Origin of the sequence: Spongiactinospora rosea (assembly GCF_003315795.1) — a bacterium.
Lineage (GTDB): Bacteria > Actinomycetota > Actinomycetes > Streptosporangiales > Streptosporangiaceae > Spongiactinospora > Spongiactinospora rosea.
This window is the reverse complement of record NZ_QMEY01000027.1, coordinates 79,103-103,715: the sequence shown is the minus strand read 5'-3', so window position 1 is coordinate 103,715 and position 24,613 is coordinate 79,103. Positions and strand designations below refer to the sequence as shown.

General features: G+C 74.4%; 22 protein-coding genes. 19 read left to right on the top strand and 3 right to left on the bottom strand.

All coding sequences use genetic code 11. From position 1 onward, the window contains the following. Positions 1-154: 154 nt before the first annotated feature. The 3 genes from DP939_RS38080 to DP939_RS38070 all read right to left on the bottom strand — a co-directional run bounded on the left by DP939_RS38080 (position 155) and on the right by DP939_RS38070 (position 2,820). Positions 155-1,687, bottom strand: a complete 1,533-nt coding sequence (locus DP939_RS38080; protein WP_113985698.1) for a hypothetical protein — start codon at positions 1,685-1,687, stop codon at positions 155-157. Positions 1,688-1,762: 75 nt separating this feature from the next. Further along, positions 1,763-2,464 carry an AfsR/SARP family transcriptional regulator gene (locus tag DP939_RS38075; RefSeq protein WP_113985697.1) on the bottom strand — a complete coding sequence of 234 codons (702 nt, stop codon included), beginning with the start codon at positions 2,462-2,464 and terminating at the stop codon, positions 1,763-1,765. A 122-nt stretch (positions 2,465-2,586) separates the two neighbouring features. Further along, a complete protein-coding gene (locus DP939_RS38070; RefSeq protein ID WP_199565681.1) occupies positions 2,587-2,820 on the bottom strand; it encodes a hypothetical protein in 234 nt (77 codons plus the stop codon). A gap of 189 nt (positions 2,821-3,009) precedes the next feature. Here DP939_RS38070 and DP939_RS38065 point away from each other — a divergent pair, with 189 nt between their 5' ends. Genes DP939_RS38065 through DP939_RS37980 form a run of 19 tightly spaced genes read left to right on the top strand, consistent with a single transcriptional unit; the run spans position 3,010 to position 24,612 of the window. Next, on the top strand, positions 3,010-3,585 hold the full coding sequence (locus tag DP939_RS38065) for a DUF4255 domain-containing protein (protein WP_113985695.1): 576 nt from the start codon (positions 3,010-3,012) through the stop codon (positions 3,583-3,585). Continuing rightward, entirely contained in the window at positions 3,582-4,328 is a 747-nt protein-coding gene (locus DP939_RS38060; protein ID WP_113985694.1) for a carboxypeptidase regulatory-like domain-containing protein, read from the top strand. The genes DP939_RS38065 and DP939_RS38060 overlap by 4 nt, the downstream gene beginning before the upstream one ends. Before the next feature lie 19 nt (positions 4,329-4,347). After that, positions 4,348-6,597, top strand: coding sequence for a phage tail sheath C-terminal domain-containing protein (locus DP939_RS38055; RefSeq protein WP_113985693.1), 2,250 nt, complete (start codon positions 4,348-4,350; stop codon positions 6,595-6,597). Between the two features lie 21 nt (positions 6,598-6,618). After that, a complete protein-coding gene (locus DP939_RS38050) occupies positions 6,619-7,077 on the top strand; it encodes a phage tail protein (RefSeq protein ID WP_043622509.1) in 459 nt (152 codons plus the stop codon). A 10-nt stretch (positions 7,078-7,087) separates the two neighbouring features. After that, on the top strand, positions 7,088-8,563 hold the full coding sequence (locus DP939_RS38045; protein ID WP_113985692.1) for a DUF2586 family protein: 1,476 nt from the start codon (positions 7,088-7,090) through the stop codon (positions 8,561-8,563). Further along, entirely contained in the window at positions 8,560-9,060 is a 501-nt protein-coding gene (locus tag DP939_RS38040) for a phage tail protein (protein ID WP_199565680.1), read from the top strand. Before DP939_RS38045 ends, DP939_RS38040 begins: the two co-directional genes overlap by 4 nt. An 8-nt stretch (positions 9,061-9,068) precedes the next feature. After that, complete coding sequence (locus DP939_RS38035; RefSeq protein ID WP_113985691.1) at positions 9,069-9,257, top strand: putative phage tail protein; 189 nt, start codon at positions 9,069-9,071, stop codon at positions 9,255-9,257. Further along, a complete protein-coding gene (locus DP939_RS38030) occupies positions 9,254-9,922 on the top strand; it encodes a CIS tube protein (protein ID WP_113985690.1) in 669 nt (222 codons plus the stop codon). Before DP939_RS38035 ends, DP939_RS38030 begins: the two co-directional genes overlap by 4 nt. Positions 9,923-9,935: 13 nt before the next feature. Then, positions 9,936-11,123, top strand: coding sequence for a phage late control D family protein (locus tag DP939_RS38025; RefSeq protein ID WP_113985689.1), 1,188 nt, complete (start codon positions 9,936-9,938; stop codon positions 11,121-11,123). Continuing rightward, positions 11,123-11,767 carry a phage baseplate assembly protein V gene (locus DP939_RS38020; protein WP_113985688.1) on the top strand — a complete coding sequence of 215 codons (645 nt, stop codon included), beginning with the start codon at positions 11,123-11,125 and terminating at the stop codon, positions 11,765-11,767. Before DP939_RS38025 ends, DP939_RS38020 begins: the two co-directional genes overlap by 1 nt. Then, entirely contained in the window at positions 11,764-12,168 is a 405-nt protein-coding gene (locus DP939_RS38015; protein WP_113985687.1) for a GPW/gp25 family protein, read from the top strand. The genes DP939_RS38020 and DP939_RS38015 overlap by 4 nt, the downstream gene beginning before the upstream one ends. Beyond that, positions 12,165-14,063 (top strand): putative baseplate assembly protein, encoded by a 1,899-nt coding sequence (locus DP939_RS38010; protein ID WP_113985686.1) that lies wholly within the window; start codon positions 12,165-12,167, stop codon positions 14,061-14,063. The genes DP939_RS38015 and DP939_RS38010 overlap by 4 nt, the downstream gene beginning before the upstream one ends. After that, the gene (locus DP939_RS38005) at positions 14,060-16,093 is read left to right on the top strand and encodes a putative baseplate assembly protein (RefSeq protein WP_113985685.1); all 2,034 of its coding nucleotides are present in this window, start codon (positions 14,060-14,062) and stop codon (positions 16,091-16,093) included. The genes DP939_RS38010 and DP939_RS38005 overlap by 4 nt, the downstream gene beginning before the upstream one ends. Next, positions 16,090-18,015: a phage tail protein gene (locus DP939_RS38000; protein WP_113985684.1), complete on the top strand. Its 1,926-nt coding sequence runs from the start codon at positions 16,090-16,092 to the stop codon at positions 18,013-18,015. The genes DP939_RS38005 and DP939_RS38000 overlap by 4 nt, the downstream gene beginning before the upstream one ends. 13 nt (positions 18,016-18,028) lie before the next feature. Beyond that, on the top strand, positions 18,029-19,297 hold the full coding sequence (locus DP939_RS37995) for a hypothetical protein (RefSeq protein ID WP_199565679.1): 1,269 nt from the start codon (positions 18,029-18,031) through the stop codon (positions 19,295-19,297). Next, positions 19,294-21,264 carry a coiled-coil domain-containing protein gene (locus DP939_RS37990; protein WP_113985683.1) on the top strand — a complete coding sequence of 657 codons (1,971 nt, stop codon included), beginning with the start codon at positions 19,294-19,296 and terminating at the stop codon, positions 21,262-21,264. The genes DP939_RS37995 and DP939_RS37990 overlap by 4 nt, the downstream gene beginning before the upstream one ends. Continuing rightward, positions 21,261-22,394: a hypothetical protein gene (locus DP939_RS37985; RefSeq protein ID WP_113985682.1), complete on the top strand. Its 1,134-nt coding sequence runs from the start codon at positions 21,261-21,263 to the stop codon at positions 22,392-22,394. Before DP939_RS37990 ends, DP939_RS37985 begins: the two co-directional genes overlap by 4 nt. Beyond that, a complete protein-coding gene (locus tag DP939_RS47300; RefSeq protein ID WP_199565678.1) occupies positions 22,391-22,930 on the top strand; it encodes a hypothetical protein in 540 nt (179 codons plus the stop codon). Before DP939_RS37985 ends, DP939_RS47300 begins: the two co-directional genes overlap by 4 nt. Further along, a complete protein-coding gene (locus DP939_RS37980; RefSeq protein ID WP_199565677.1) occupies positions 22,927-24,612 on the top strand; it encodes a hypothetical protein in 1,686 nt (561 codons plus the stop codon). Before DP939_RS47300 ends, DP939_RS37980 begins: the two co-directional genes overlap by 4 nt. Position 24,613 lies beyond the last annotated feature (1 nt).

The following is a 24,613-nucleotide window of genomic DNA, read 5'->3' as shown; positions in this document are numbered from 1 at the left end:
AAATCGCCGGGCATGCGCGGGGTCGCCGCGCCTCATGGCTGCTGGGCGGATTGTCTGTCACGCGTATCTTCTATGGACTTGCCCGCCACTCAACAGTCCGTTAACTGTCCGATTTCTGACTATCCGCCGGACGAGCCACCCACCTGTGCCCGCGTCACCAGGTGAGGTCGTGGACGGAGGATGCGCCGCGCCAGACGGTCCTGTGCGGGTACCCGGGGGTGAGGCCGAGGCGGAGGACTTCGAAGTTCGTGCCGCCGCAGGGCCTCTCACCGGCGCCCCGCCCGTTGCCGTTGTCCTTGCCGACCAGGACGTTCCGGCCAGTGGGGTCGGCGGCCATGGAGATGACGTCGCCGCACGGCAGCGTGAGCACCGTGGCGACCTTCCTGGCGCCCTCGTACAGCAGCACCTGTGACGGGTCCTGGTAGCCGCCCCCGCGCACCCGCAGGGTCCGGCCGCCGGGCAGCGGGAGGGGCAGGGTGTGGGCTCCGGCCTCCTGGGGGGCGAGGACGCGGCCCTTCAGCGAGCGCGGGTCCGACGGGGGCAGCCGCACGTCGATGGCCGCCTCCCACCAGAAGTAGGGGCCGGTCGGCGAGCCGGGGACGAACGAGGTGACGCCGAGTTCGTCCGGCAGGGCCAGGGTGTGGGCGTCCCTCCAGTACAGCCGGTACGACTTGGCGGGCCACTCCCGGTGCGGGCCGAGCACGCCCGCGTACGATCGCTGCTGCCGGTCGCGGTCCTCGGTACTCCGGGCGTAGCCGACCCGCCCCTCCGGCGAGACCACGATCCGGTCAATGGCCCCCTTCAGCCTGCCGGTCAGGGCCTCGCCCAGCTTGCCCCGGCCGCCGGCGTCCACGGTGAGGCGGTGCAGCCGTGAGATGACCCCGCGAGGGGACCAGTCGTCCCGGCCGCTGCGGACTTCCACGCTCGCGACGTACTCCCCCGGCCGCCCGGTGGCGGCCACCGCCTGGAGCGGCGCCCGGCCCCTGCCCGGCAGGAGCGGCCCGTCATGGACGGTCCGCCCGGTGGAAAGGTCCAGCGTCTCGGGCCAGCCGTTGGCGAGCACCGCGTAGCGCGGCGTGCCGTCGTCCGCCACCGGGGGCCCGGCCAGCCAGGCCGGCACGACCCGCGCGGCCTGCGCGAGGAGCAGGACCACGACGGTGGCCGCGCCCAGCCGCCAGAGCGCCCCCCGGTCAGGGCGTACGCCCGCGCCCGCCATGCCCGCCAGCAGCGCGGGCGTCAGCGGGGACAGCACCCATGACAGCGCGATCGACGGAACGCGGATCCAGAGCGGCCTCGGCTCGGGCAGGCACCCAGGCGGCGGTGACGGGGGCGGGTCGAGCAGTTCCTCGACGGCCAGCAGCACGTCGGGCAGCAGGATGAGCCCGAAGCCCAGCACGGCGATCCACAGCGGCACCCGCACGCCCTGGTGCCTGCGCACGAACACGGCGATCACGATGAGCAGGAACGGCCCCGCCGCCCAGACCTCGTCGCCGATCCGCTCGGCCACCTCGGCGACGGCCTCGCGGACGGGACCGACCGGGTGGAACTCGCGGCTCCCCGCGCACCAGACCCACCGGGGCGGCCACAGCATCTCCCCGACCGGCTCCCACAGCGCGTACGCGGCGGCCACCCACCACCAGAACTCCGGCAGAACCGGCCGAAGCCCACGGATCGGCACGAAAAGCACGGCGGCCCGCCTTCCAGGGGATCACGACAAATGATCACGAACCCTATCCGGGTGGACCGACGGGAATGATCGCTTTCAGTGGGTGGTGGGATGCGGTACGAGGTGGCGGAGGGCGTCGGAGGGCTCTAGGCCGAGTTCGTCGAGTAGGACGCGGCGGCATTGCTCGTACTGGCGTTGCGCCGCCGCGCGGTTGCCCGCGGCGAGGTGGGCGTCGATGAGGACGCGGTGGGCGCTCTCGCGCAGCGGCTCGGCGCGGACCGCCGAGAGGGCGGCGGCGACCGCCTCGCCGTGCCGGCCGGCCGCGGTGAGCCGCCGGGCCATCGCCTCCAGGGCGTACAGCCGGAGCTGGTGGTACTGCTCCTGCTCGATCAGCACCCACTCGTTGTCCGACCACTCGGGCAGCAGGTCGGCGGACAGGTCGTCGCGGGTCCGCCGGTCCAGGATGTCGTCGCACAGGCTGGACTTGTCGAGCAGCCGGTGCGCGCGGGTCACCGCGTCGTGGATGTCCACGTTGATGTTGGTGGCCAGCGCCATCTCGTGCGCGGACGCCTCGATGACCCGGTGCCCGGTGCGCAGCGCGCGCCACAGCGACGAGCGCAGGTTGGCGTTGGCGCGCGCGGCCGTGGCCTCCGGCCAGAGCGTCCCGGCCACGTACGTCCGCGTACGCGGCCGGTCCTGTAAGGCGAGAAAGGCGAGCAGCCGCTGCGCGCTGGACGACAGCGCCACTCGGTGATCTCCCACCAGCAACACGAAACCCTTGAGCAGTCGCAAGGTCATGGCCTGCGATATTTCAGTGCGCATCGGCCCCCCAGGCTGCGTCCGCACCGACTCGATTCGCCCCCACAGATAACTTCGCGAACCAGGCGTTGCACGTTACGGTAGCCGCCGACGCCGCAGCGTCAACCCGGCGTCACCGGAACGTCATCGTTACCGCTCCACAGCTGTTCCAGCCAGTTCTGGACGGCCGCGTGAACCTCCTCCGGAGAGGTCGCCGCGAGCGGGGGCGACTGGTCGGGGCCGATCGAGGAGAGGATGCGCACCCGCAGGCGGTCCGGCCGCCCGCCCTCCAGCCACGCGCGTAGGACCATGCTGCCGGCGCGTTCCTCGGGTGACTGCGCAAAGGGTGGCTCCACGAAAGCAGCATGCGCGCGCCCCTGTCACTGCCGCGTCGCCGCCGCATGTGCCCGCCCGTCAACGCCCTTCGCGTGAAACGCCGCCGTCACGCCACGGCGACGGCCGGATGGCGGACCCGCCACGCGGCCCCTGTCATTGTTCGGACACACGCCGACGCCACCTGAACCGGCGTGCCAAGGGGGACGTACATGGGTGACTTCGGGGTGGTCGCCGACGTTTCGACGATCATCGTGGACCGGTTGCGGCGGGCCCTCGCGGACGTACGGCCCGGACCGGTGACGGCGGAGCTGAACGACCTGTCCGAGCCGGTGCAGGTCGATCAGGCCAAGCTCACCGTGTTCCTGTACGAGATCGCCGAGGACCCGACGTCGCGCAACCGGCCGCACGTCCGCACGCTGCCACCGGCCGCGCCCACCTCGCGCAAGCCGCCGATGGCGCTGCTGCTGCGGTACCTGATCACGCCGTGGGGCGGCAACCAGGAGACCCAGCACCAGATGATCGGCCGCGCCCTCCAGGTCTTCTACGACGACGCGATCTGGGCCGGGGAGGAGCTGACCGGCAGCCTGGCGGGGACGGCGGACGCGTTGCAGTTCACGCTGACCCCGCTGACGCTCGACCAGAAGTCGTGGATCTGGTACGCGATCCAGAAGCCGTACCGGCTGTCCCTCAACTACGAGGTGCGGGTCGTCAACCTGGACTCCCTGGACGTCGCGGACCTGCACCTGGTGCGCAGCCGCACGATCAACGGGACGCCGCTGCCATGACCCGATACTTTCCTGTCGAGACGTCGGTGCTGTACAGCGCGGCGTGGTTCGTGCCTTTCGACGACTTCGCCCGGCGGGTCCAGACGGCCGGGGTGGCGACCGGGCTGGACCGGTACGACCCGGACCGCGACGCCTGGGAACCGCAGGACACGCAGGCGATCCGCACCCCGAGCGCCGCCATCGCCTACCCGGAGCTGGGCAGGCGGGCCGGGCCGGACGCCCGCCCGGAGCGCTACCGGGTGCGGTTCGAGGCCGTCGGGTACCAGGCGCTGTACCCGGCCGACGGCGAGCCGTTCGACGCGGCGCTGGGCGGGGTCGAGTTCGTCGCCCATCCCTACGACGACACCCGGCCGCCCGCGGTGCTCAGCGAACCGCGGCTGGTCCGGCTGCTGCCGAGCGTCGCGTTCCCGTACGGGCCGGGCGTCCGCACGGTGTACGGCGTGGTGCGGGCCGCGGGCACCGGAACTCCGGTGGCGAACGCGCTGGTCGAGGCGCGCGGCACGACGACCCCGGACCTGGCGGCCTGGCACGAGCGCACCCTGACCGACCCGCGCGGCGCGTTCCGCCTCGCCCTGCGGTGGGAGGGCGAGCGGGTGCCCGGGCCGCCCGCCCAGCAGGTGTTCCACCTCCAGGCCACGGAGCGGCCGGGCCGCACCGGGTCACTGGACGTCCGGCTGCCTGCCGGACGCGACCGCCGGCACGTGATCGAGGTCGCCGGGCCGGACCGTCAGCGCGAGCAGTGAGAGCGAAGGAGCCAGAGCCATGCCCGAGTATCTGAGCCCCGGCGTCTACATCGAGGAGGTAGACGCGGGACCGCGGCCGATCGCGGGGGTGAGCACCAGTACGGCGGGCATGGTGGGGGTCACCCAGCGCGGCCCGACGACCGGCAAGCCCAAGCTGGTCACCAACTTCCTGGAGTTCCAGACCACGTTCGGCGGCTTCCTGCCCGAGCCGGACCCGACCGTGCGCGACGCGTGGGCCCGCGACCCGGCCGAGGGCGGCCGGTGGTGGCTGTTCCCGCTGGCCGTCAAGGGGTTCTTCGACAACGGCGGGCAGCGCCTGTACGTCAAGCGGGTCGTGAGCGCGGACGCGCGGCCGGCCACCGGGACGTTCGGGCGCGGGCTGGTCAGCCCGATCACCCGCGACGCGCCCGCCGGCGCGACCACGCTGGAGCTGGCCCACCTGATCGGCTTCCGCGGCGACGACGCCATCAGCGTGGTACGCGGCGGCGACGACGTGGAGATCAGCGCCGCGACCATCACCGGCTACGACGCGGCCACCGGCCGGGTCGTGCTCAGCGCCCGGCTGGCGGCGGAGGTGAAGGTCTCGCGCGGCGACTATGTGCAGGTCGGCGCGCGTACCGCGGACGCGACGCTGGAGTTCGCCGCGGCCAGCCCCGGCACCTGGGGGCGGGGCGTGCGGGTGCGGGTCTCGCCGATGGTGGGCGCGACCCTCCAGGTACTGCCCGACCCGGACGAGGGCGAGCTGTTCGTCACCCAACTGGCCGCGCCCGCCGACCCCGACAGCCCGGCCGTCCAGGTGAACGCCGTCCCCGACGGCCTCGCCACGCCGTTCTGGATCGTGATCGACAACGCCCGGTACGAGGTCACGGCGGTGGAGCGGCCGGGCAGTGGCCCGGTGACGCTGACCCTCGGCGACGCCGAGCACCCCGCCTGGTCCACCGGCGAGCCGGTACGCCGGGTGCGCCGGGCCAACCCGGCGGGCGCGACCGCGCGGCTGCGGATCGCCGCGGTCAACCGGCTCTACACCGGCGCGGTCGCCCAGCTCGACACCGGCGGGCGGCTGACCACCCTGTACGTCCGGTCGATCACCGGCGACGAGGTCACCTTCACCGCCGAGACCCCCGCCGACGTCTTCGAGAGCGACCGCCTCTACCTGATCGAGGGCAGGGTGGACACCGCCTTCGACGACCCGGGCGGCGGCTCGGTCACCGAGAGCTTCGGCAATCTGCGGCTCAGCGGCGACGGCCCGTCCAGCGTGACGGCCGCCCTGGCGGGCCGTTCCCAACTGGCCCGGGTCACCGTCAGAGGCGCGCTCGACGACCTCACCCGCTTCCCCACCCCGGCGCGCGGCACCGCGCTGCCGCTGGACGGCGGGTCCGACGGCCACGGCACGCTGAGCGTCGCGGACTTCGTCGGCACCGACGGCGGCAGCGGCAGGCGCACCGGGATCGTGGCGCTGGAGGACATCGACGAGGTGGCGATCTGCGCGGTGCCCGGCGTCTGGTCGGGCACGGTCGAGTCGGCGCTGGTCACCCACTGCGAACAGCTCAAGGACCGGTTCGCCATCCTGGACCCGCAGGACGGGCTGGACATGGAACGCATCCAGGCGTTCCGCGAGCCGTTCGACACCAGGTACGCCGCGCTGTACTACCCCTGGCTGGTCGTCAACGACCCGTCGGCGAACCGGTTCGTGGAGGTACCGCCGTCCGGGCACCTGGCCGGGATCTACGCCCGCGTGGACAACGAGCGCGGCGTCCACAAGGCCCCCGCGAACGTGGTCATCCGCGGCATCCGGCTCACCGACGGCATCGCCCAGGACATCACCAAGCGCCAGCAGGACATCCTCAACCCCAAGGGGATCAACGCGCTGCGCTTCTTCCCCGGCCTCGGCCACCGGGTGTGGGGCGCGCGGACGCTGTCCTCCGACACCACCTGGAAGTACGTCAACGTCCGGCGGCTCTTCCTGTTCCTGGAGGAGTCGATCGACGAGGGCACCCAGTGGGTCGTGTTCGAGCCGAACGACGAGTCGCTGTGGGCGCTGGTCCGGCAGACCATCACGAACTTCCTGACCACCGTGTGGCGCAGCGGCGCGCTCGCCGGGGCGACCGCGAACGAGGCGTTCTTCGTCACCTGCGACCGCTCCACGATGACCGACGACGACATCGCGAACGGCCGGCTCATCTGCGTGATCGGCGTCGCGCCCGTCTTCCCGGCGGAGTTCGTGATCTTCCGGATCCAGCAGACGACCCGCGAGCCCCAGCTCGCCTGAATCGATTGAGAGGCGGCGGACATGCCACCTGTGACGCGGGAAGACCCGTATGCCGCATATAACTTCCTGGTCATCGTGACCAACGTCAGCGATGACGGCGTCGCGGTGAGCGGGTCCTTCACCGAGGCCAGCGGCCTGGACGTGGAGCTGCCGGTGATCGAGTACCGCACCGGCAGCGAGGACATCACCGTGCGCAAGCTCGTGGGGCTGAAGAAGTTCCCGAGCGCGCTGACGTTCAAGCGGGGCGTCACCGGCCACGTCGGGTTCTGGAACTGGATCAACGAGGCGCTGAACGGCCGGGTGCGCCGCACGTCCGGCTCGATCGTGATGCTGGACGAGAACCGCCAGGAGGTCATGCGCTGGAACTTCGACCGGGCCTGGCCGACGAAGTACACCGGCCCGTCGTTCAACGCCACCAAGAACGAGATCGCCATGGAGACGCTCGTGCTGGCGGTCGAGAGCCTGCTGATCGACGCATGAGCCGGCCGAGATGACCACCAGCGCGGCGCTCCCCGGCGTCTCCCTCACCGTCGTGCCCGGCGGCTCGGGCATCGAGCCGCTGCGCACGGACGTGGCGGCGTTCATCGGCCGCGCCCGGCGCGGCCCGGTCGGCACCCCTGTGCGGGTGGAGAGCCGAAGCGACGTCACCGCCGTGTTCGGGCCGCCGGACGGCTCGGCGGCCATGCCGTACGCGCTGCGCGGGTTCTTCGAGAACGGCGGGCGCACCGCGTGGGCGCTTCGGGTGTCCGGGCCGGCCGGCACGGCGGACGCGGAATGGTCGAACGGGTACCGGATCACCGCGACCAGCCCGGGAAGCTGGGCGAACGGCGGCCGGGTGGCGATCCGGTACCAGGCCAGCAGCATCGCCGGGCCGCCCGCCGTGACCGTGCGGGTCCGTGTGCCCGGCGAGCCGCCGGAGACGTTCGCCGGGCTCGCGCCCGGCGAGCTGGGCGACCGGCTGGCCGCGTCCCGGCTGATCCGGCTGACCCCCGGGGAGCCCGGCGGGCCGATCCCGCCGGGCGGCGCGATCTCCCGGTCGTGGGACCTGACGCTCACCGGCGGCACGGACGCCCCGCCCGCGCGCGCCCAGTACGTCGCGGCGGTGTCGGCGCAGGCCGAACTCCCGGAACCGGCCCTGGTCGCGCTCCCGGACCTGGGCGGCGACCTGCGCGGCGACGATCACACCGAACTCGTGCTCGCCCTGCTCACGACGTGCGCTCCCCTGCTGGACCGGCTGGTCCTGCTGGACGTGCCGCCGACGCGATCGACGGCGGACGACGTGCTGACGTGGGTGCGCTCGCTGCGCGACCTGGGCGATGACGCGCTGCTGTCCGCCGCCGCCGTGTACCACCCGCCGCTGCGCGCTCCGGACCCCCTGGCGACAGGGCTGCGGACCGTCCCCGCCGGCGGGCACGTCGCCGGGCTGGTCGCCCGGCTGGACGGCGAGCGCGGCGCGCACCACACCCCCGCCAACGCGACCCTGCTGGACGCGGTGGACCTGGACGTCGAATACCCCGAACCGCAGCAGGTCCGCCTGTTCGAGGAGAACGTGGATCTGGTCCGGTGCATGCGGGGCCGCGGCCTGGTGGTCTGGGGCGGGCGTACGCTCGCCGCCGACCCCCGCCGCCGCTACGTCGCGCACCGCCGGCTGGTCCACCTGCTGGTCCGGTCGATCCGGCGGGTCGCCGGGCCGCTGGTGTTCGACGTGAACACGCCGGAACTGCGGCTCACCCTGGTCCGCGCGATCACCTCGGTGCTGCTGGAGACGTTCAGGACCGGCGCGCTCGCCGGGGCCCGGCCGGAGCAGGCGTTCCGGGTGGTCTGCGACGACACCAACAACCCGCCCGAACAGGACCCCGGCCTGCTGGTGTGCGAGGTCGAGGTCGCGCCCGCCGTGCCGATGGAGTTCGTCCGGCTGCGCCTGGTGCTCGGCCAGGACCGCGGCCTGGAGGTGATCGAGACGTGACCACGCCCGCCGACCGGCTGCTCGACCCGGCCGAGCCGCTGCCCAAGTACCGGTTCATCGTCACCCTCGACCCGGGCGACGCCTACCTGCCGCCCGCCCAGGCGCTGCTGCTGCCGCTGGTCGCGGCGGGGGCGTTCCAGGAGGTCACCGGGCTGGGCGCGCAACTGGAGGTGGTCAACTACGCCGAGGGCGGGCGCAACGACTCGGTGCGCCAGCTCCCGCTGCGGCACTCGTGGAACCGGATCACGCTCAAGCGCGGCGTGGTCCGCGACCGGCTGCTGTGGTCGTGGTACCAGACGGGCCTGGCCGACTCGCTCGGCGCGCGCCGCGACGGCGCGGTGATCGTGCTGGACGCGTCCGGCCGCCCGGCGATGGCCTGGGCCTTCCACGGCGGGCTCGCGGCCAAGTGGAGCGGCCCCGACCTGCACGCGGAGCAGAACGCGGTGGCCATCGAATCCCTGGAGATCGCCCACGAGGGCCTGACCAACGTCCTGTAGGAGAGACAGTGCCCAAGAACCTGATCATCCACAACCTTGAGGTGCGGTTGCAGGTGGACGGCGACGACGGGGCCGTGTTCACCCGGCTGTTCAACAAGCACATCCAGGCGTGGGCGCGGCTGTACGAGCAGGAGTGCGCCCGCCAGAAGCACTCCGACAGCGAGCGGCGGCTCGGTGACATGGAGGACCACCGGTGAGCGTCACCCCCGTGTCCTTCGCGGGCCAGGGCGCGCTGGCCCGCCTGGAGATCATCCGGCCGGTGATCGCCGAGGAGCGGAGCCGGCGCATCCCGCTGCGGTTCAATCCGACCGACTACAAGCTGAGCAAGACCAACACCTTCGCCGAGATCACCATCCCGGGCCTGGAGACGCCGCCCATCCAGTACGTCCGGGGCGGCAGCGAGACGCTGTCCGTGCAGGCCCTGGTGGACACCTCCGACACGCTGGAGAACGTCCGGACCGCCTACGTCGACGCCGTCCGCAAGCTGATGCGGCCCGACAGCCGGGAGCACGCGCCGCCGGTCGTGCGGTTCGTCTGGGACGAGGCCGTGTTCACCGGCGTGCTGGAGAAGCTGGACGTCAACTACGTGCTGTTCGGCAAGGACGGCGTACCGCTGCGGGCGCAGCTCGACATCACGCTCAAGGAGTTCCGCCCGGCCGCCCAGCAGGTCAACGACCCGCCGCGGTCCTCGCCGACGGTGGAGAAGAGCTACGTCGTACGCCGTGGCGACACGCTGGCCGGGATCTCGGCGGCGGTGTACCGCAGGCCGGACGCCTGGCGGGAGCTGGCCCGCGCCAACGGCATCACCGATCCACGCGACCTGCGGCCGGGACGGGTGCTGACCGTGCCCCGGCTGCCGTGAAGGGGGCGAGACGATGACACTGCCCGCCGCCGAACCGCAGATCGCCGACCCCGACCGGTACGCCCCGGAGTTCGAGGTGTTCATCGAGGGCGTCGAGGCCGACCCGACCACCAAGAACGACATCCTGGACATCAAGGTGCACCGCGACATCGATGAGATGTCCGGTTTCGACCTGGAGCTGAACAACTGGGACGACGTCGGCCTGAAGTTCAAGCACAGCGACTCGCGGCGGTTCCGGCTCGGCTCGCGGGTGTCGGTGCGGCTCGGGTACGCCGACAAGCTGCTCACCGTCGCGACCGGCACGATCAGCACGCTGGCCCCCAAGTTCCCCGACGGCGCGTCACCGACCGTCTCGATCAGCGGGGTGGACGGGATGCTGCGCCTCAAGGACCGCAAACCGGCCAAGGAAGAGGACAAGACCTTCGCCCGGATGGCCGACTGGCAGATCGCCGAGCGGATCGCCCGGCGCAACAGGCTGCGGGTCGTCACCACCCAAGAAGGGCCGGTCCACGACCTGGTGGTGCAGAAGAACCAGGACGACGCGGCCTTCCTGATGGAACGGGCGAAGCGGCTGGACTTCGACTGCTTCATCCTGCCCGACCCGGAGACCGGCGAGGAGACCCTGTACTTCATCCGGCCCACCGACGGCAGGGACGGCCGCCCGATCCGCCTGTTCCGGCTGACCTACCAGCCGGGACTCACCACCGGCCCGGCCGCGCTGCCCGCCGGCCTGGTGCCCAACCTGCTCGACTTCACCCCCACCCTGACCGTGTCCCAGCAGGTCAGCAAGCTGACCGTACGCGGCTGGGACCCCCGTACCAAGCAGGAGCTGGCGTTCACCGCGACCGCCGAGAACCTGCCCGCCGGGCAGAACACCGCCGACGGCGAGAGCGGCCCGCAGGCCGCCGAGAGCGCGGCCGGGGGCCGCCAGGAGGTGCTGGTGGACGCCCCTGTCACCAGCCGGCAGGAGGCCCGCGAGCTGGCCATCGCGCTGCTGCGCGAACGGTCTTATGAGTTCATCACCGCGACCGGCCGGGTGGCCGGGCTGCCGGAGCTGCGGCCGGGCGACAACGTGGAGATCTTCGGCCTCGGCCGGCGCTTCTCCGGCACCTACTTCGTCAAGCGCGTCGAGCACACGCTCGGTAGCAGCGGCTTCTTCACCACGTTCACCGGCCGGCGGATCCACCAGGGAGGCGTGTGATGCCACGGACCGCGCCCCGGGCGCGCAGTACCGACCGCCGCTTCTACGGCGTCGTGGAGGCGCTCGTCGTGGAGAACCAGGGCGACGACGAGGGCCGGGTCAAGGTGCGGTTCCCGTGGTTCGACGGCGGCTCGACGGTCACCGAGTGGTGCCGGGTGAGCCAGTTGTACGCGGGCGGCGGCTACGGGTCGCTGTTCGTCCCGGAGGTGGGCGATGAGGTGCTGGTCGCGTTCGTCCACGGGGACATGCGCTTCCCGATCGTGCTCGGCGGGCTCTACAACGGCGTGGACAAACCGCCCACGGCACCCACCGGCGGGCGGGACCAGAAGATCATCCGGACGAAGGCCGGGCACGAGGTGCTGTTCGACGACGCCGCCAAGCTGATCCGCATCACCACCGCCGACGGCGGCGACGTGACCGTGACCGCCACCGGCGAGATCAGGCTGAAGGCCCGCAAGGTCACCGTCGAGGCGGACGCCATCGACCTCGGCGGCGGCGCCACCCAGGCCGCGGTGCTCGGCGACGCGCTCAAGGCCGCCTTCGACGCGCACACCCACACGTCCGCCACGGCCGGGGCACCGACGAGCCCGCCCGTGCTGCCCCTGCCGGGCAGCGCCCTTTCGGCGAAAGTGAAGGTCGAATGAGCGAGCCGTTCCTCGGTACCGGCTGGCGGTTCCCGATCCTGCCCGACGAGGCCGGGCGGCTCGGGTACGCCACCGGTGAGGAGAGCATCGAGCACTGCCTGCGCGCGCTGCTGCTCACCGGCACGGGCGAGCGGGTGATGCGGCCGGACTTCGGCACCCGGGCGCAGGAGTCGGTGTTCGCGCCGGGCAGCGTGCAGAACCTGCGCGACCTGGAGCGGTCGATCGCGGACGCGGTGCGGGCGTACGAGCCGAGGGTCGAGCTGGACGCCGTGCGCGCCGAGGCCGACCCCGCCGACGAGTCGCGGGTCACGGTCTCGGTCGAGTACCGGATCAGGCGCACCAACACCAAGGCCAACCTGGTGTTCCCGTTCTACCTGGGGCTGACGGGGGGCGAGCGATGAGCCTGCCCGCGCCCAAGCTGGACGACCTGACCTGGGCCGACATGATGGCGGCGATCCGCCGCCGCATCCCGGCCGAGTCGGGCGGCGCGTGGACGCTGCACGCGCCCGCCGACCCGGGCGTCACGCTCCTCGAACTGTTCGCCTACCTGCTGGAACAGCGGCTGTACTGGCTGGACCAGGTGCCCGACGAACTCGTCGTGGCGATCTTGAACCTGCTCGGCCTGGACCCGCCGCGGCCCGCGCGCCCGGCGGCGACCGTGCTGCACCTGACCGCCGACGGGCCCGGCCCGGTGTTCGTGCCGTCGGGGACCGTCATGTCCCGCGATCCGGCGGGCCGGATCAGGTTCACCCTCGACGGCGATGTGGCGGTGTTCCCGCTGCGCGGCGACGTGGCGGTGCACACCGACCGCGACCGCAGTGCCGACCTGCTCGCCCGGCGCGGGGTCGCGCTGCTGGCGGGCGACGGTTCGGCGGCCTCGGCGCGGTTCACGCTGCCGCTCGCCGGCGGGCACCCGGCGCCGGGCGCGCTGTCGCTGCTGGTGGAGCTGGACTCGCCGGTGCCGCCGTCCTGGTCGCCGCGCGCGGTCCGGGACGTGCGCCCGCCCGCCGAGCTGACCTGGTCGTGGTTCCGGCCGGGGACCGACGTCTCGGGGGCGTTCGCGCGGGTCGAGGACGGCACCGGCGGGCTGCGGCGGTCCGGCGTGGTCCGGCTGCTGCTCCCGGAGGGCTGGTCCACCGACGACTGCGGCGTGCTGGTGTCCACGCGCGCGGCGACGTACGCCGCGCCGCCCCGGCTGCTGCGGCTCGCGGTCAACGTGTCGGCCGCCCGGCACCTGGAACGGCGCGTCGCGACCGGTGCCGAACTGTCCGGCCAGATCGACCACTGGCTGAAGCTGCCCGGCCAGCGGCTGACCCTGCCGGAGGCGGCGGGCCTGCTGCTCGGCGCGACCCTCGATCTGGGCGGTGAGCGGTGGAACGCGGTGGCGGACTTCGCCTTCGGCGGCTCCCGCGACCGGGTGTTCCTGCTCGACCGGGCGGACGGGGCGCTGGTGTTCGGCGACGGGCTCACCGGGCGGGTGCCGCGTCGCAGCGAGGACGTGCGGGTGGAGTACGACCTGGGCGGCGGCCGGGCCGGGAACGGCGGGCTCACCGGGAACTGGCTGCCGGTCGCCGATCCCGTCGCGGTGCGCGGCGCGAACCTGGTCCAGGCCGAGGGCGGCGCGGACCCGGAGACCGTGGCGCAGGCGCGGGAGCGCGCGGCGGGCACGCTGGGCGAGGTGACCCGGGCGGTCACCGCCGAGGACCACGTCACGCTGGCCGTGACGACCCCGGGGGTGGCGGTCGGGCGGGCGTACGCGTCGGTCGGCGAGCACCCGGGCTTCCCGTGCGCGCGGGTGCCCGGCGCGGTGAGCGTCCATGTGGTGCCCGCCGTGCCCGGTGGCGTGCTCGCGCCGCGGCCCGATCCGGGCCTGCTGTGCGAGGTCGCCGACCGGCTGGCGGGCGCGCGGCTGCTGACCGCCGAGGTGTTCGTGCGCGGCCCGGCGTACCGGGAGGTACGACTGCGCGTCGATCTGTCCGGGCGTCCGGCCGACCGGGCGCGGGTGTCGGCGCTGGCCGCCGACGCGCTGCGCCGGTACCTGGACCCGCTGGCGGGCGGCGACGACGGGACCGGCTGGCCGTTCGGGGCGGCGCTGCGGCCGTCCGCGCTGCTGCGGGCCGCGCAGCGGGCCCTGGGCGACCTCGCGGACGTCGCGGGCGTGGCCATCGGCCTGGACGGCGCGGACCCCGCCGACGCCTGCGGCGACCAGGCCCTGCGGCCCGGTGAACTTCCCGTCGCGCGGGAGATCCGCACACGGATCGTGCCCGCCGCGGACCAGAGGGAGGGCCTGACATGACCGGCGACGTGTGGTGGGCGCGGGACTCGGACGAAGAGGGGCGCATCGTCCCTGGGCCGGGGCCGTCCGGGGTTCAGCCGGAACTCGTGGAGGCGACGCGGGAGGCGGTCCGCGCCGCCGTGCGCGACCGCATCCCCGGATACACCCCCGACTGGACCGACCCCGACCGGCAGGACGCCGGGGTCGCGCTGGTGCGGCTGTTCGGCACCCAGGCCGAACCCGTGCTCGCCCGGGTCAACCGGCTGCCGGAGAAGGTGCTGGCCGAACACCTCGGCACCGCCGGGGTGCGACGGCGACCGGCCACCGCGGCGGCGGCGCTGCTGGAGTTCACCGTGACGCCGCCGGACGGCGCGTCGGTCCTCGTCCCCGCCGGGTTCCAGGCCGCCGCGTCCGGGACCGGCGGGCAGATCATCTACGAGACCGACCGGGACCTGTACGCCACGCCCGCCACGATCGGCGCGATGGCCGTGCAGCGGGCGGGCGGGCTGGCCTCCCTCCCGCTGGGACCGAACGGCCCCGGCCGCCCGTTCCCGCCGTTCGGCGCGGACCCCCGGCCCGGCGACGCGCTGTGGATCGGCCTCGCCGGGGCCGCGAACCCGTTCCCTTCGCTGTCGCTCGGGTTCGTGCTGGCCGCCGTGCCGCCCGCACCCGCCGCCGCCGGCGGGCTCACCCCGCCGCCCACCGCCCCGCGCCCGCTGCTGCGCTGGGACGTGCTGGACGGCGGCCGGTTCCGCCCCGCCGAGGTGCTGCGGGACGAGACCGGCGGGCTGCGCGCCTCGGGGACGGTCGAGCTTCGGGTGCCGCGCGGCTGGGCGCCGGGCGCGCCGCCGTCCGCCCGGCCGGGCCCGGTGCTGCGCTGGCTGCGGCTCCAGGTCGCGCACGGCGTCTTCACCGCCGCGCCGCCGCTGGTCACCGGGCTGCGGCTGAACATGGTCGCGGCCACGGCGGCCCGCACGATCCGCGATGAGCCGCTGGAGCCGATCCAGGACGCGCGGGAGAGCACCCGCCGCCGGATGCGGCTCAGCCAGACGCCGATACTGGCGGGCAGCGTGGTGATCGAGGTGGACGACGACCCGGGCGGCGACCTCTTCGGGGTCACCGCGAGTTCCGTGGCGCGGTGGCGGGAGGTTTCCAGCCTGGCCGCGTACGGGCCGGACGACCGGGTGTTCGTGGTGGACCACGCCACCGGCGAGGTCACCTTCGGCGACGGCGTGAACGGCGCGGCGGTGCCGCCGGGCTTTCGCAACGTACGAGCCGTGCGGTACCGCGTGGGCGGCGGCCGGGCGGGCGCGGTGCCGTCCGGGGCGGTCAACGGCGTGGTCACCGCGCTGCCGTTCGTCACCGGCGTGAACAACCCGTTCCCGGCCACCGGCGGGACCGACGCCGAACCGGACGCCGAGGTGATCCGGCGCGGGGTCGGCGAACTGCGCTCCCGGGGCCGTGCCGTGGCCCCGGCCGACTACGGCCTGCTGGCCGTCCGCGCGCCCGGCGCCTCGGTGGCCCGCGCGCACGGCGTCCCCGGCCTGCACCCGGACTTCCGCGGCAAGCCCATCCCCGGCGTGGTCGGCGTCCTCGTCGTACCGCGCCTCTTGGTCACGGATGAGCCGCCGGTGGCGGACGCGGCCACGTTGCGGGCGGTGGCGGACTTCCTGTCCCGCGAGGTCGCGCCCGCAGGGGTCACCGTGGTCACCGGGCCGGTCGCCTACCGGCGGGTGGCCGTGGAGGCGCGGGTCGTGCTCGACCCCGATCAGGACCGGGCCGCCGTACTGGCCAGGGCCGCCGACGCCGTCACCGGCCACCTCGACCCGCTGCGCGGCGGAGAGGACGGCGGCGGCTGGCCGTTCGGCGGCGCGGTACGGCACACGCCGCTGGTCCGCCGCCTGCTGGCCGTCGATGGCGTGCGCGCGGTGTCCGGGCTCGCGCTCACCGTGGACGGCCTGCGGCTGCCGCCCTGCACGGACCACGCGATCCCGGCCGACGACCTGATCTGGCCGGAACGCCCGCTGCTGATCCCCGTGGAGGAATCATGACGTGCGCCCCGGCCGCCGCGACGTTCCGGCTGCTCGACGACGTGGTCGGGTGGGACGAGGCCGGATGGGACGGCGTGGTCGGGTTCGCCGATCCGGCGGGCGTCCGCCTGGCCCTGGCCGGGCCGTCCCCGGAGGGGCCGACCCGGGAACAACTGCTGCCGTGGTTCCCCGGCCCCCGGCTCGCGCCCGGGTGCCGGGCGGGCGCGTGGTACCTGCTCGCCGGGGACCGGCTGCTGTACCGGGACGCGTGCTCGGCGGGCTGGCGTCCGCTGTGGCGCTGCGATCCCGGGCTGCTGCGCGAGCCGGTGGCGGTCGCGTCCCGTGGGCACCGGGTGGCGGTGGCCGACTCCGGACAGGTCCTGGTGTGGCGCAACGAGGGTGACCGGCTCGTCGCGGTGATCGACGTGCCGGGCGCGGAGCTGGTCGCGCTCGCGCCGCACGGGCGGGTGCTGGTGTCGCGGGAGGGGCGTACCGGGCTGTCGTGGTACGGGCCGGACGGGCGGCCCTGCGGCGGCGTCGAGACCGGCGTCCGCGGCCGGATCATCGGGCTGCGCACCGGACCCGGCCGGGCGATCTGGCTGCTCACCGAGCACCACGGCATCCTGCGCATCCACCGGGGCGGCCCGGACGGCCGGTTCGCCGAGGCCACCCTGGCGGAGTTGGCGGCGGCGCTGCCGCCGAGCACGCTGGTGGCGGCCGGCGAGGACGGCTTCTGCCTGCGCGAGCAGGGTCCCGACGGCGAGGTCACCTCCTGCTACGACTGGTGCGGCGAACCGCGCCCGGAGCCGCCGCCCGGCCCCGGCCCGTACGTGCCCGAGGGCGAGTTCACCACCGAGCCGATCGACAGCGGGATCTCCCGCTGCCGCTGGCACCGGGTGCGGGTGTCGGCCGACGTGCCGCCCGGCACGGCGGTGTCGGTCGCGGTGGTCGTGTCCGAGGACGGCAAGTACGCCGACACCGACTGGCAGACCGCCCCGCCCGGCGTCACCGACCTCCTGATCGACCAGCCGCCCGGCCGGTACCTCACCGCCCGGGTCCGCCTGTCCGGCGACACCCTGGCCACCCCGGCGCTGCGCCGCGTCCGGCTGGACTTCCCCCGCGCGACCAGCGCGGACCTGCTGCCCGCCGCGTTCCGGCAGGACCCGGCCGCCGACGACTTCACCGAGCGGTTCCTGTCGCTGTTCGACGCCACGCTGGACGAGATCGACAAGGTCATCGAGCGGTACCCGGCCTTGCTCGACCCGGCCGGAGTCCCGGACGCGGCGCTGCCGTGGCTGGCCGGGCTGCTCGGCCTGTCGTTCGAGGCGGGCTGGGACGCGGCCACCCGGCGCGAGCTGATCGCCCGCGCCCCGGAGCTGTACCGGCGGCGCGGCACGCCGTGGGCGCTGTCGGAGGCGATCCGCATCGTCTTCGGCGCCGCGCCGGTCATCGACGAACTGGCCGATGACCGCCACTGGGCCCAGGTACGGGCCATCGCGGGGCCCACGGGGGCGCGGGGACTCGGTTCGGTGCGGCTTTTCGGCCGCTCGGCGAGCCGGTTCCGGCTGGGCGGATCGGGGCTGGGGGCCGCGCCGCTGCGGGCGTTCGGCGACCCGGACACCGACCCGCTCGCCGAGCACGCCCACCGGTTCCGCGTCCTGCTGCCCGGCGGCACCGCCGACGAGAAGGCGCTGCGGCGGCTGGTACGGCGGCAGGCGCCCGCGCACACCAGCGGGACGGTCCGCATCGGAGGAACGGGGTTCGTGGTCGGCGCGCGCTCGGCGGTCGGGGTGGACACCGCGTTCGCCCCGCTCCCGCCGCCGGTGCTCGGGTCCGTGCGGCTGAACCACGACGGAGTACTGAGGCCAGGGCCGCGAGGCGCCCGCCACGGGGTGGACGTGGGCGTGGTGTCCGCGGTCGGGGTCCACACGCGAGTGTCCTGAGAGGACGGAACAGATGACCGAGATATCGACACGGCCCGCCGAGCAGCCCCCGGAGCGCGGGGACTTCGAGGAGTCCCCGTTCCGCCGGCTGCGGTACTTCCACGGCCAGACGCTCACCGCCCGCGACTTCCAGCGCGAGCAGGAGTACTTCCGCGAGAAGCTGAAGCTGCGGATGCGCTGCCTGCTCGGCTACGGCGTGGTGTGCGGGCTGTACGTGGAGCCGGTTCCGGCGCACGACGCCCCCACCGAGGCGGCGGAGACCGAAGAGGTGGCGGGCGGGCCGCGCAGGGCGAAGGTGCGCCTGACGTCCGGGCTGGGCGTGGACTGCGACGGCCACGAGGTGGTCGTGCCGGGAAGCTGCGCGGTGGACCTGTGGGAGGCGCTGCCGGAGGAGGAGCGGTCCGAGGGCAGGCCGGTGTGGATCGGCGTCGAGTACGCCGAGCGGGCCGTCGAGCCGACCCGGACCGTCTTCAACTCCAGTTGCGCCGACACCTCCGACTGCGAGTTCGGCTACACCGAGGAGAGCTACGTCGTGCGGGTCACCACCCGCGAGCCGCCCAAGGACGAGCGCTGCGAGACCTGCTGCTCCCGCTGCGACCACAAGGTCCTGTGGCTGGCCAGGATCGACGACGTGAACCGGCACCGGCCGGTGCGCGCGCGGCAGATCCACCAGAACGTCCGCAGGCCGTTCGGCAGGCGGGTGCCGACCGTGATCACCGGCGTGAACTGGCGGCACGGCCACACCTACACCGTCAGCGAGGTCAAGGAACTGCTCGGCACGCAGAAGCAGACCGGCGGGCTGGTCGTGCGGTTCTCCGACGACGTGCGGGTGGACACGCTCAAGCCCGGCGTCGTGGAGATCCAGGTGATCGAGGGCGGCGCGGGCCGCAGCGCGGACACCTGGTACATGGGCGGGACCTTCGAGGAACCGGACGGCGGGGAGTACACCCGGCGGTTCCGGTACCGGCAGACCACCCGCGAGACGTTACAGGACGGGGACCGGGTGCTGGTCACGGTGCGCACGGCGTTCATCCTGGACCAGTGCTGCCGCCCGGTGGACGGCACCAACGTGGGCGGCAAGGTGCCGTTCATCCGCCCGCGTTCCGGCACCCCGGACGCCTGGCCGGGGCCCACCGCCGACGCCGAGGAGACCGACGCCGACCTGGACACCGGTGACGGGTGCGTGCTGCCGCCGTCCGGGATCGGGCCGTGGACGTCGGGCAGCGGCGCGGGCGGGGACGTGTTCGAGAGCTGGTTCTTCGTGTCCGAGGAGCGCCGATGAGCAAGAACTGCGGTTGCGGTGGCGGCTGCGGCTGCGGCGGCCTGCCGGACGGGCCCGCCGCGTTCGTCCGGCCGCGGTTCTTCGCGGGGCAACTGCTCACCGAGGACGACCTGTCCCTGCTGGTCGAGTACCTGACCGGCAAGTCCCGGCTGCGCAACCGGACCCTTTTCGGGCCGGGCGTGGTGTGCGGCCTGGAGGTGAGCTGCGACCCGTGCGGCGGCGGGACGGTCGTCGTGCGCCCCGGGCACGCCCTGGACGCCCGGGGCAACGACATCGTGCTGTCCTGCGCGGAGAAGGTGGACGTGCGGGCGCTGGTACGCGAGCTGCGGGTGTCCTCGCTGGGCGTGGACTGCGGCGACGCGTGCGAGGACGACCGGCGGCGCTACGGCCTGTACGTGCGGTACGAGGAGACGCCGGTCGATCCGGTGGCGCCGTACGCGACCGAGGAGCCGTGCCCGGCTCCGGGGTGCGTGCCGTCCCGGATCCAGGAGGGGTTCCGGTTCATTGTGAAATGCGATGACTCGGAGGACCACCGGTACAACCCGGTCACCCGGCTGCTGGCGGCCGTCGGCCACCCCGACCGGTACGAGCCGGTGCGGGTCCTCGGGCAGCGGTTCGGGCTGTACGTGGACGCGCTGTTCGCCGCCGGGGCGGCCGGGGCCCGGCCGATCGAGTTCACCGCCGACGACGCCGCCCGCTACTCCCGCAGCCGCGCCTGGCTGAGCGAGAGCGGCGAGGGGCCGGTGACCTCGCCGCAGGTGGCACAGGAGATGACCGAGCACGTGCGGGCGCTGGCCAGTGCCCTGGCCCGGTACGACACCTACGACGCGGCCGGGCAGGAACGGCTGCGCGGCGAGCACGAGCTGGGCGACGTCCAGGCGGCTCGCGGCGTGCTCGGTACGGCCTGCGACCGGCTGGCCGCGACCGACCCCGAGCAGGTGTGGCCGGACCGGGCGCACCGCTCGGCGGCCGTCGCCGTGGTCGCCGAGGCCGCCGCCCGCGTGGTGACCCCCGACCCCGACGCGCCGATCGAGGTGCGGCTGCTCGCGCAGGGCGTTCCGGTGAGCAACGTGTTGCAGGCCGAGTTCCGCACCGACATCGTGCGGCTGCGCGAGTGGCTGCTGAACCGGCTGGACCGCACCCCCGGGCTCGGGGACTGCGCGCTGCGCGACGACGTCCGCAAGACGGCGATCCCGCAGCCGCTGCCCACGCCCGAACCGGACCCGTCGCAGCGGCTGACCATCGCCGAACTGGACCACATCGCGGACGCGGCCGGGCGGCTCACGGTGTACGTGCGGCGGTTCGTCGCCGACGCGGCCTGCTCGACGCTGAACCCGCCGTGCTCGAACTGCGCCGGCACCGACGTCCTGCTCGCGCACCTGGAGCTGGACGACTGCGACGTGACCCGGGTGTGCGCGGCGACGCGCGAGCAGGTGCTGCCGGGCGGGTCGGCGTACGGCGAGTGGCTGCCCAAGCTCTACCAGCTCCGCCACCTGGCCCAGCAGGTGTGCTGCGTGCCGGTGCCGGTCCCGCGCCGCCCCGACGTACCGGCGGATGGCCCGGCGCGCCGGCCGTACGTGGCCGGGCTGCTCGGCGACTGGCCGCGCGGCGGCCCGCTGGACGACATGTGGAACCTGCTGGTCACCCCCGCGCCCGGCGAGACCGTGCCGAAGCCGCTGCACGAGCGGATCTACACGGTGCCGAGCGAGGTCACCGACGGGCTCCAGGAACTGGGCGCGCTGCGGGCCCAGGTCGGCGACCTGACCGCGAGCCTGACGGCGCTGCGCGCGCAGTTGGACGAGGCCAGGGAGCAGGTCACGCAGGTGCGCGAGGAACTGCCGGAACGGCTCGGCGACCGGCTCGCCGAGCTGGAGTCCGCCGAGGGCGGGTCCTCCGAGGGCGGTACTCAGCCGCGGCGTACCCGGTCGTCGTCGACGCGCAAGCCGCGGTCGGGTGAGTCGTCGTGACCGGTCCGCTGCGTCCCGCTTTTCACGAGGGGCAGGTGCTCGCCGCCGCCGACCTGGCGGCGACGGTCGGGCACGCCCGCGCGAGCGCCGCGCGGCACGCCCGCCACCTGCACGAATGGGGCATCGCCGAGGGCCTGGCGCTGGTCACCGGCAGCCGCACCGACCCGGCGACCGACGCCCGGTACGTCGAGGTCACCGTGTCGCCCGGACTGGCCATCGACGGGACGGGCCGGGAGATCGTGGTCGACGCGCCGGTCGTGCTGTCGGAGGCCGGCTTCGCGGAGGTCAACGGCGCGGAACGGACCACCGAGCCGTATCCGGTGTTCCTGACCGCGGTGGACCGGCCGCAGGCCGCCACCGGACCCGCGTCGTGCGCGGGCGGCGGCGAGTCGACCCGCGTGGAGGAGACCTACCAGATCCTCTTCGGGCGGCTGGGGGACGAACGGCTGGTCGCCGACCAGAGTCCCCCCGACGCCGGGGCCGCGCCCGCCGATCCGCCGGTGCGCTGGCTGGTCCTGCTGGGGTTCGTCCAGTGGACGGACGGGCACTTCACGGACGCGCGGGCGGACGCGCGCGGGGTACGCCCCCGGTACGCCGGGGTGCGGGCGGACACGGTGGCCGCGCGGTCGGGCACCCTGGCGCTGCGCTCCCGGCTCACCGCGCGGGAGGGCGAGCCGGCGCTCGTGCTGTCCGGCGAGGACCCGCCCAGCCTGGTCTTCGGGCTGTACCAGGGCAACGGCTCGGTCAGCCCGCTGATGACCGTGGCGGCCAACGGGAACCTCAGCATCGAGGGCAGCTTCTCCGGACGGATCTCGGCGGGCAGCGTCCTGGTCGTGTCCGGCACGGCCACGGACGGCATGCTGCTGCCGCTGCCGTCCGGGGTGTCGGCGGAGGAGGTCGCCGCCGGTCAGGTGGCCCTGCACGTGTACGTGACGCCGCGCATCCCGCCTGCCGAGGCCGGGTTCATCGTCCCGGCCGAGGCGGGCGTGGACGCCGACCGGCGGGTGCGCTGCCGGCTGCGCGGCTACGACCCGATCGGCGAGCCCGGGGAGGTCACCGAACGTCCGGGCGCGGTCGACTTCCTCGTACTGGCGACGGTCCCGACGGCGAATGGGGGTGGCGCGGGATGAGCCTCCGGGTGGTGTACGTGCCGGACACCGGTCATGTGGTGGGCGCGGTCGCGGCGACCGGGGCCGCGCCGGTGGACGTCGAGGCGGGCGCGGAACCGCTGGTGGGCGCGGCGCTGCCGCTGCGCGTGCCGGTCGGCGTGGGGGAGATCGCCACCCTCCCGCTGCCCGCCAGGGACCTCGCGGTCCACGAGGCGGACGACGAGCCGCGGGTGTTCGCCGAGCCGCTGGGCTACGGCGTCCGGCAGGTCCCGGGGCAACGGCCGAGGCCCGCGCTGGTACGGCTGCGGACCTCGGATCAGGACCTGAGTTTCACGGCGAGCGGTCTCGTCATCACGCTCACGGCCACCAGCGTGAGCGAGGACACCCCCGTGCTCGCGCTGGTCGCCGAGGGCACGGACGTCCACGTCCTGGCCGGCCGGATCCCGGCGGGCCGGGACACCGTCACCCTCCCGGTGTCCGTGCCCTCGGGTACCTACGGCGTCCTGGCCCTGGTCACCGGCTGGACGGCCGCCCTGCGAGCGGTGACCAAGTCGTGAGCATCACCGTCCACCGCTGCGTGGTGCGGATCGTGCGGCGTGGGGGGTGGAGCTGGGGGCCCGATCCGCGGGGGCTGGTGCAGCGGGCGCTGGAGGCGCTGCCGGACCTGCTGGCCGGGCACTTCGAGGAGCACCTGACCGGCGACGGGCCGGACATGGAGATCACCGAGCCGGTACGGCTGACGGTCCGGCTGTCCGCCCTGCCCTCCGGCGGGGCCGGGAGCGTCCTGACGGCCGGAGCGGGTTTCGCGATCGAGCCCGGCCCCGCTTCCGCCGTCGAGCAGGGTTTCGCCAGTTTTGATAGGGATTCTGGGCCGGTACCCCGGCCGCTGTCCGGTACCACGCCGGAGACCGGGCCGCCTGGTGCGCCGTCCGAACCGGATCACGCGCCCGTTGTGGCCGAGGAGGTCGAGGCCACGCCCGCCGACCTGTTCGGCGAGCTGGCCGAGCGCGGTGAGCTGGCGGCGGTGCTGGCGTTGCTGCCGGAGGAGACCCTGCGGACGTACCTGCGGGTGCTCCGCACCGCCGCCGCCTCCTCCGCCGCTCATTCGAGGGCGGAGGAGCCGATCGGCGCGCTGGCCGCCGAACTGGCCCGCAGGCCGTCCGTGACCCACGACGACGACACCGCCCCCGAGGCGACCAGCCCCCTGCCCCGGACGACCTTCGACCCACCGTCACCAGGGGTCGGGGCCTGGCGTACGGCGGAGACCACGGTGTGCTCGGCGCTTCCGTTCCTGCTGGCCGGCCCGCTGTCGCGTACCGGCTACCTGGACGCGATCGGCCCCGCGCTCGCCGGTGTCGAACTGCTGGAGGAGGCGCCGCTGTTCGCGGCGGCGCTGGCCTACAAGGTCCTGGACGCCCCCGAACGGGGCTGGCGGCGCACCGGCGAGGCCCAGGTGGCCGCCGCCGCGTTCGCCGGACTCGCGTCGGCGCCGGACCTGACCGGCTTCGCCCGCCGCGTCTCCCCCGCGCTGCCGCTGCTGAACGGGGTGCTCGCGCTGTCGCTGTGCCGGGGCCACGACCCCGCCGACCCGCTGGTGGTGACGGGCGTGGACGACGGCCTGTTGCTGGTGGACGGGCAGGGCACCTTCCCGATCGCGTGGGCGGCCGAAGCGGCGGGCCTGATCCCGCACTGGCAGGCGTGCGGCCGGCCGCCGGTGCTCGTCCGCGACAGCCCGCTGCCTCCGGCATGCCTGCGTGAACTGGCGGCGGCCGGGGTCCGGTTCGTCACCGATGTACGCCCGGTCCGCGCCGACCCCCTGACCCGCCTGCCGTGGCGTACGCCGCTGTGGACGACCGGCGGCGTGGGGCCGCGCCTGGCCGCGGAGTTCCCGGTGCTCGCCGGGCGTACGGCGGAGCTGGCACGGGCCCTGTTCGAGGCCCGCCGCGCCGCGCCGCTCGCTCCGGAACGCGCGCTGGACCGCAGTGTGGGGCTGGCCGCGTCGCTGGCCCTCGGGATGCTCGCGTGGATGCTCTGGCGGGAGCGCGAGACGCCCGATCCGGTACTGGCCCTGACCAGGTTCGCCGACCTTTCCGCGACGGTCCGGTACTCCCGCGACACGGTCAGCGTGAAGCTTCCGCTCGGCCGCCGCCACGCGGACCTGTGGCGCGGCGGGGCCCTGACGGACGTGCCCGGCGTGGTCTGGCTGGGCGGCCGGACCCTGACCTTCTCGGGCGGCTGAC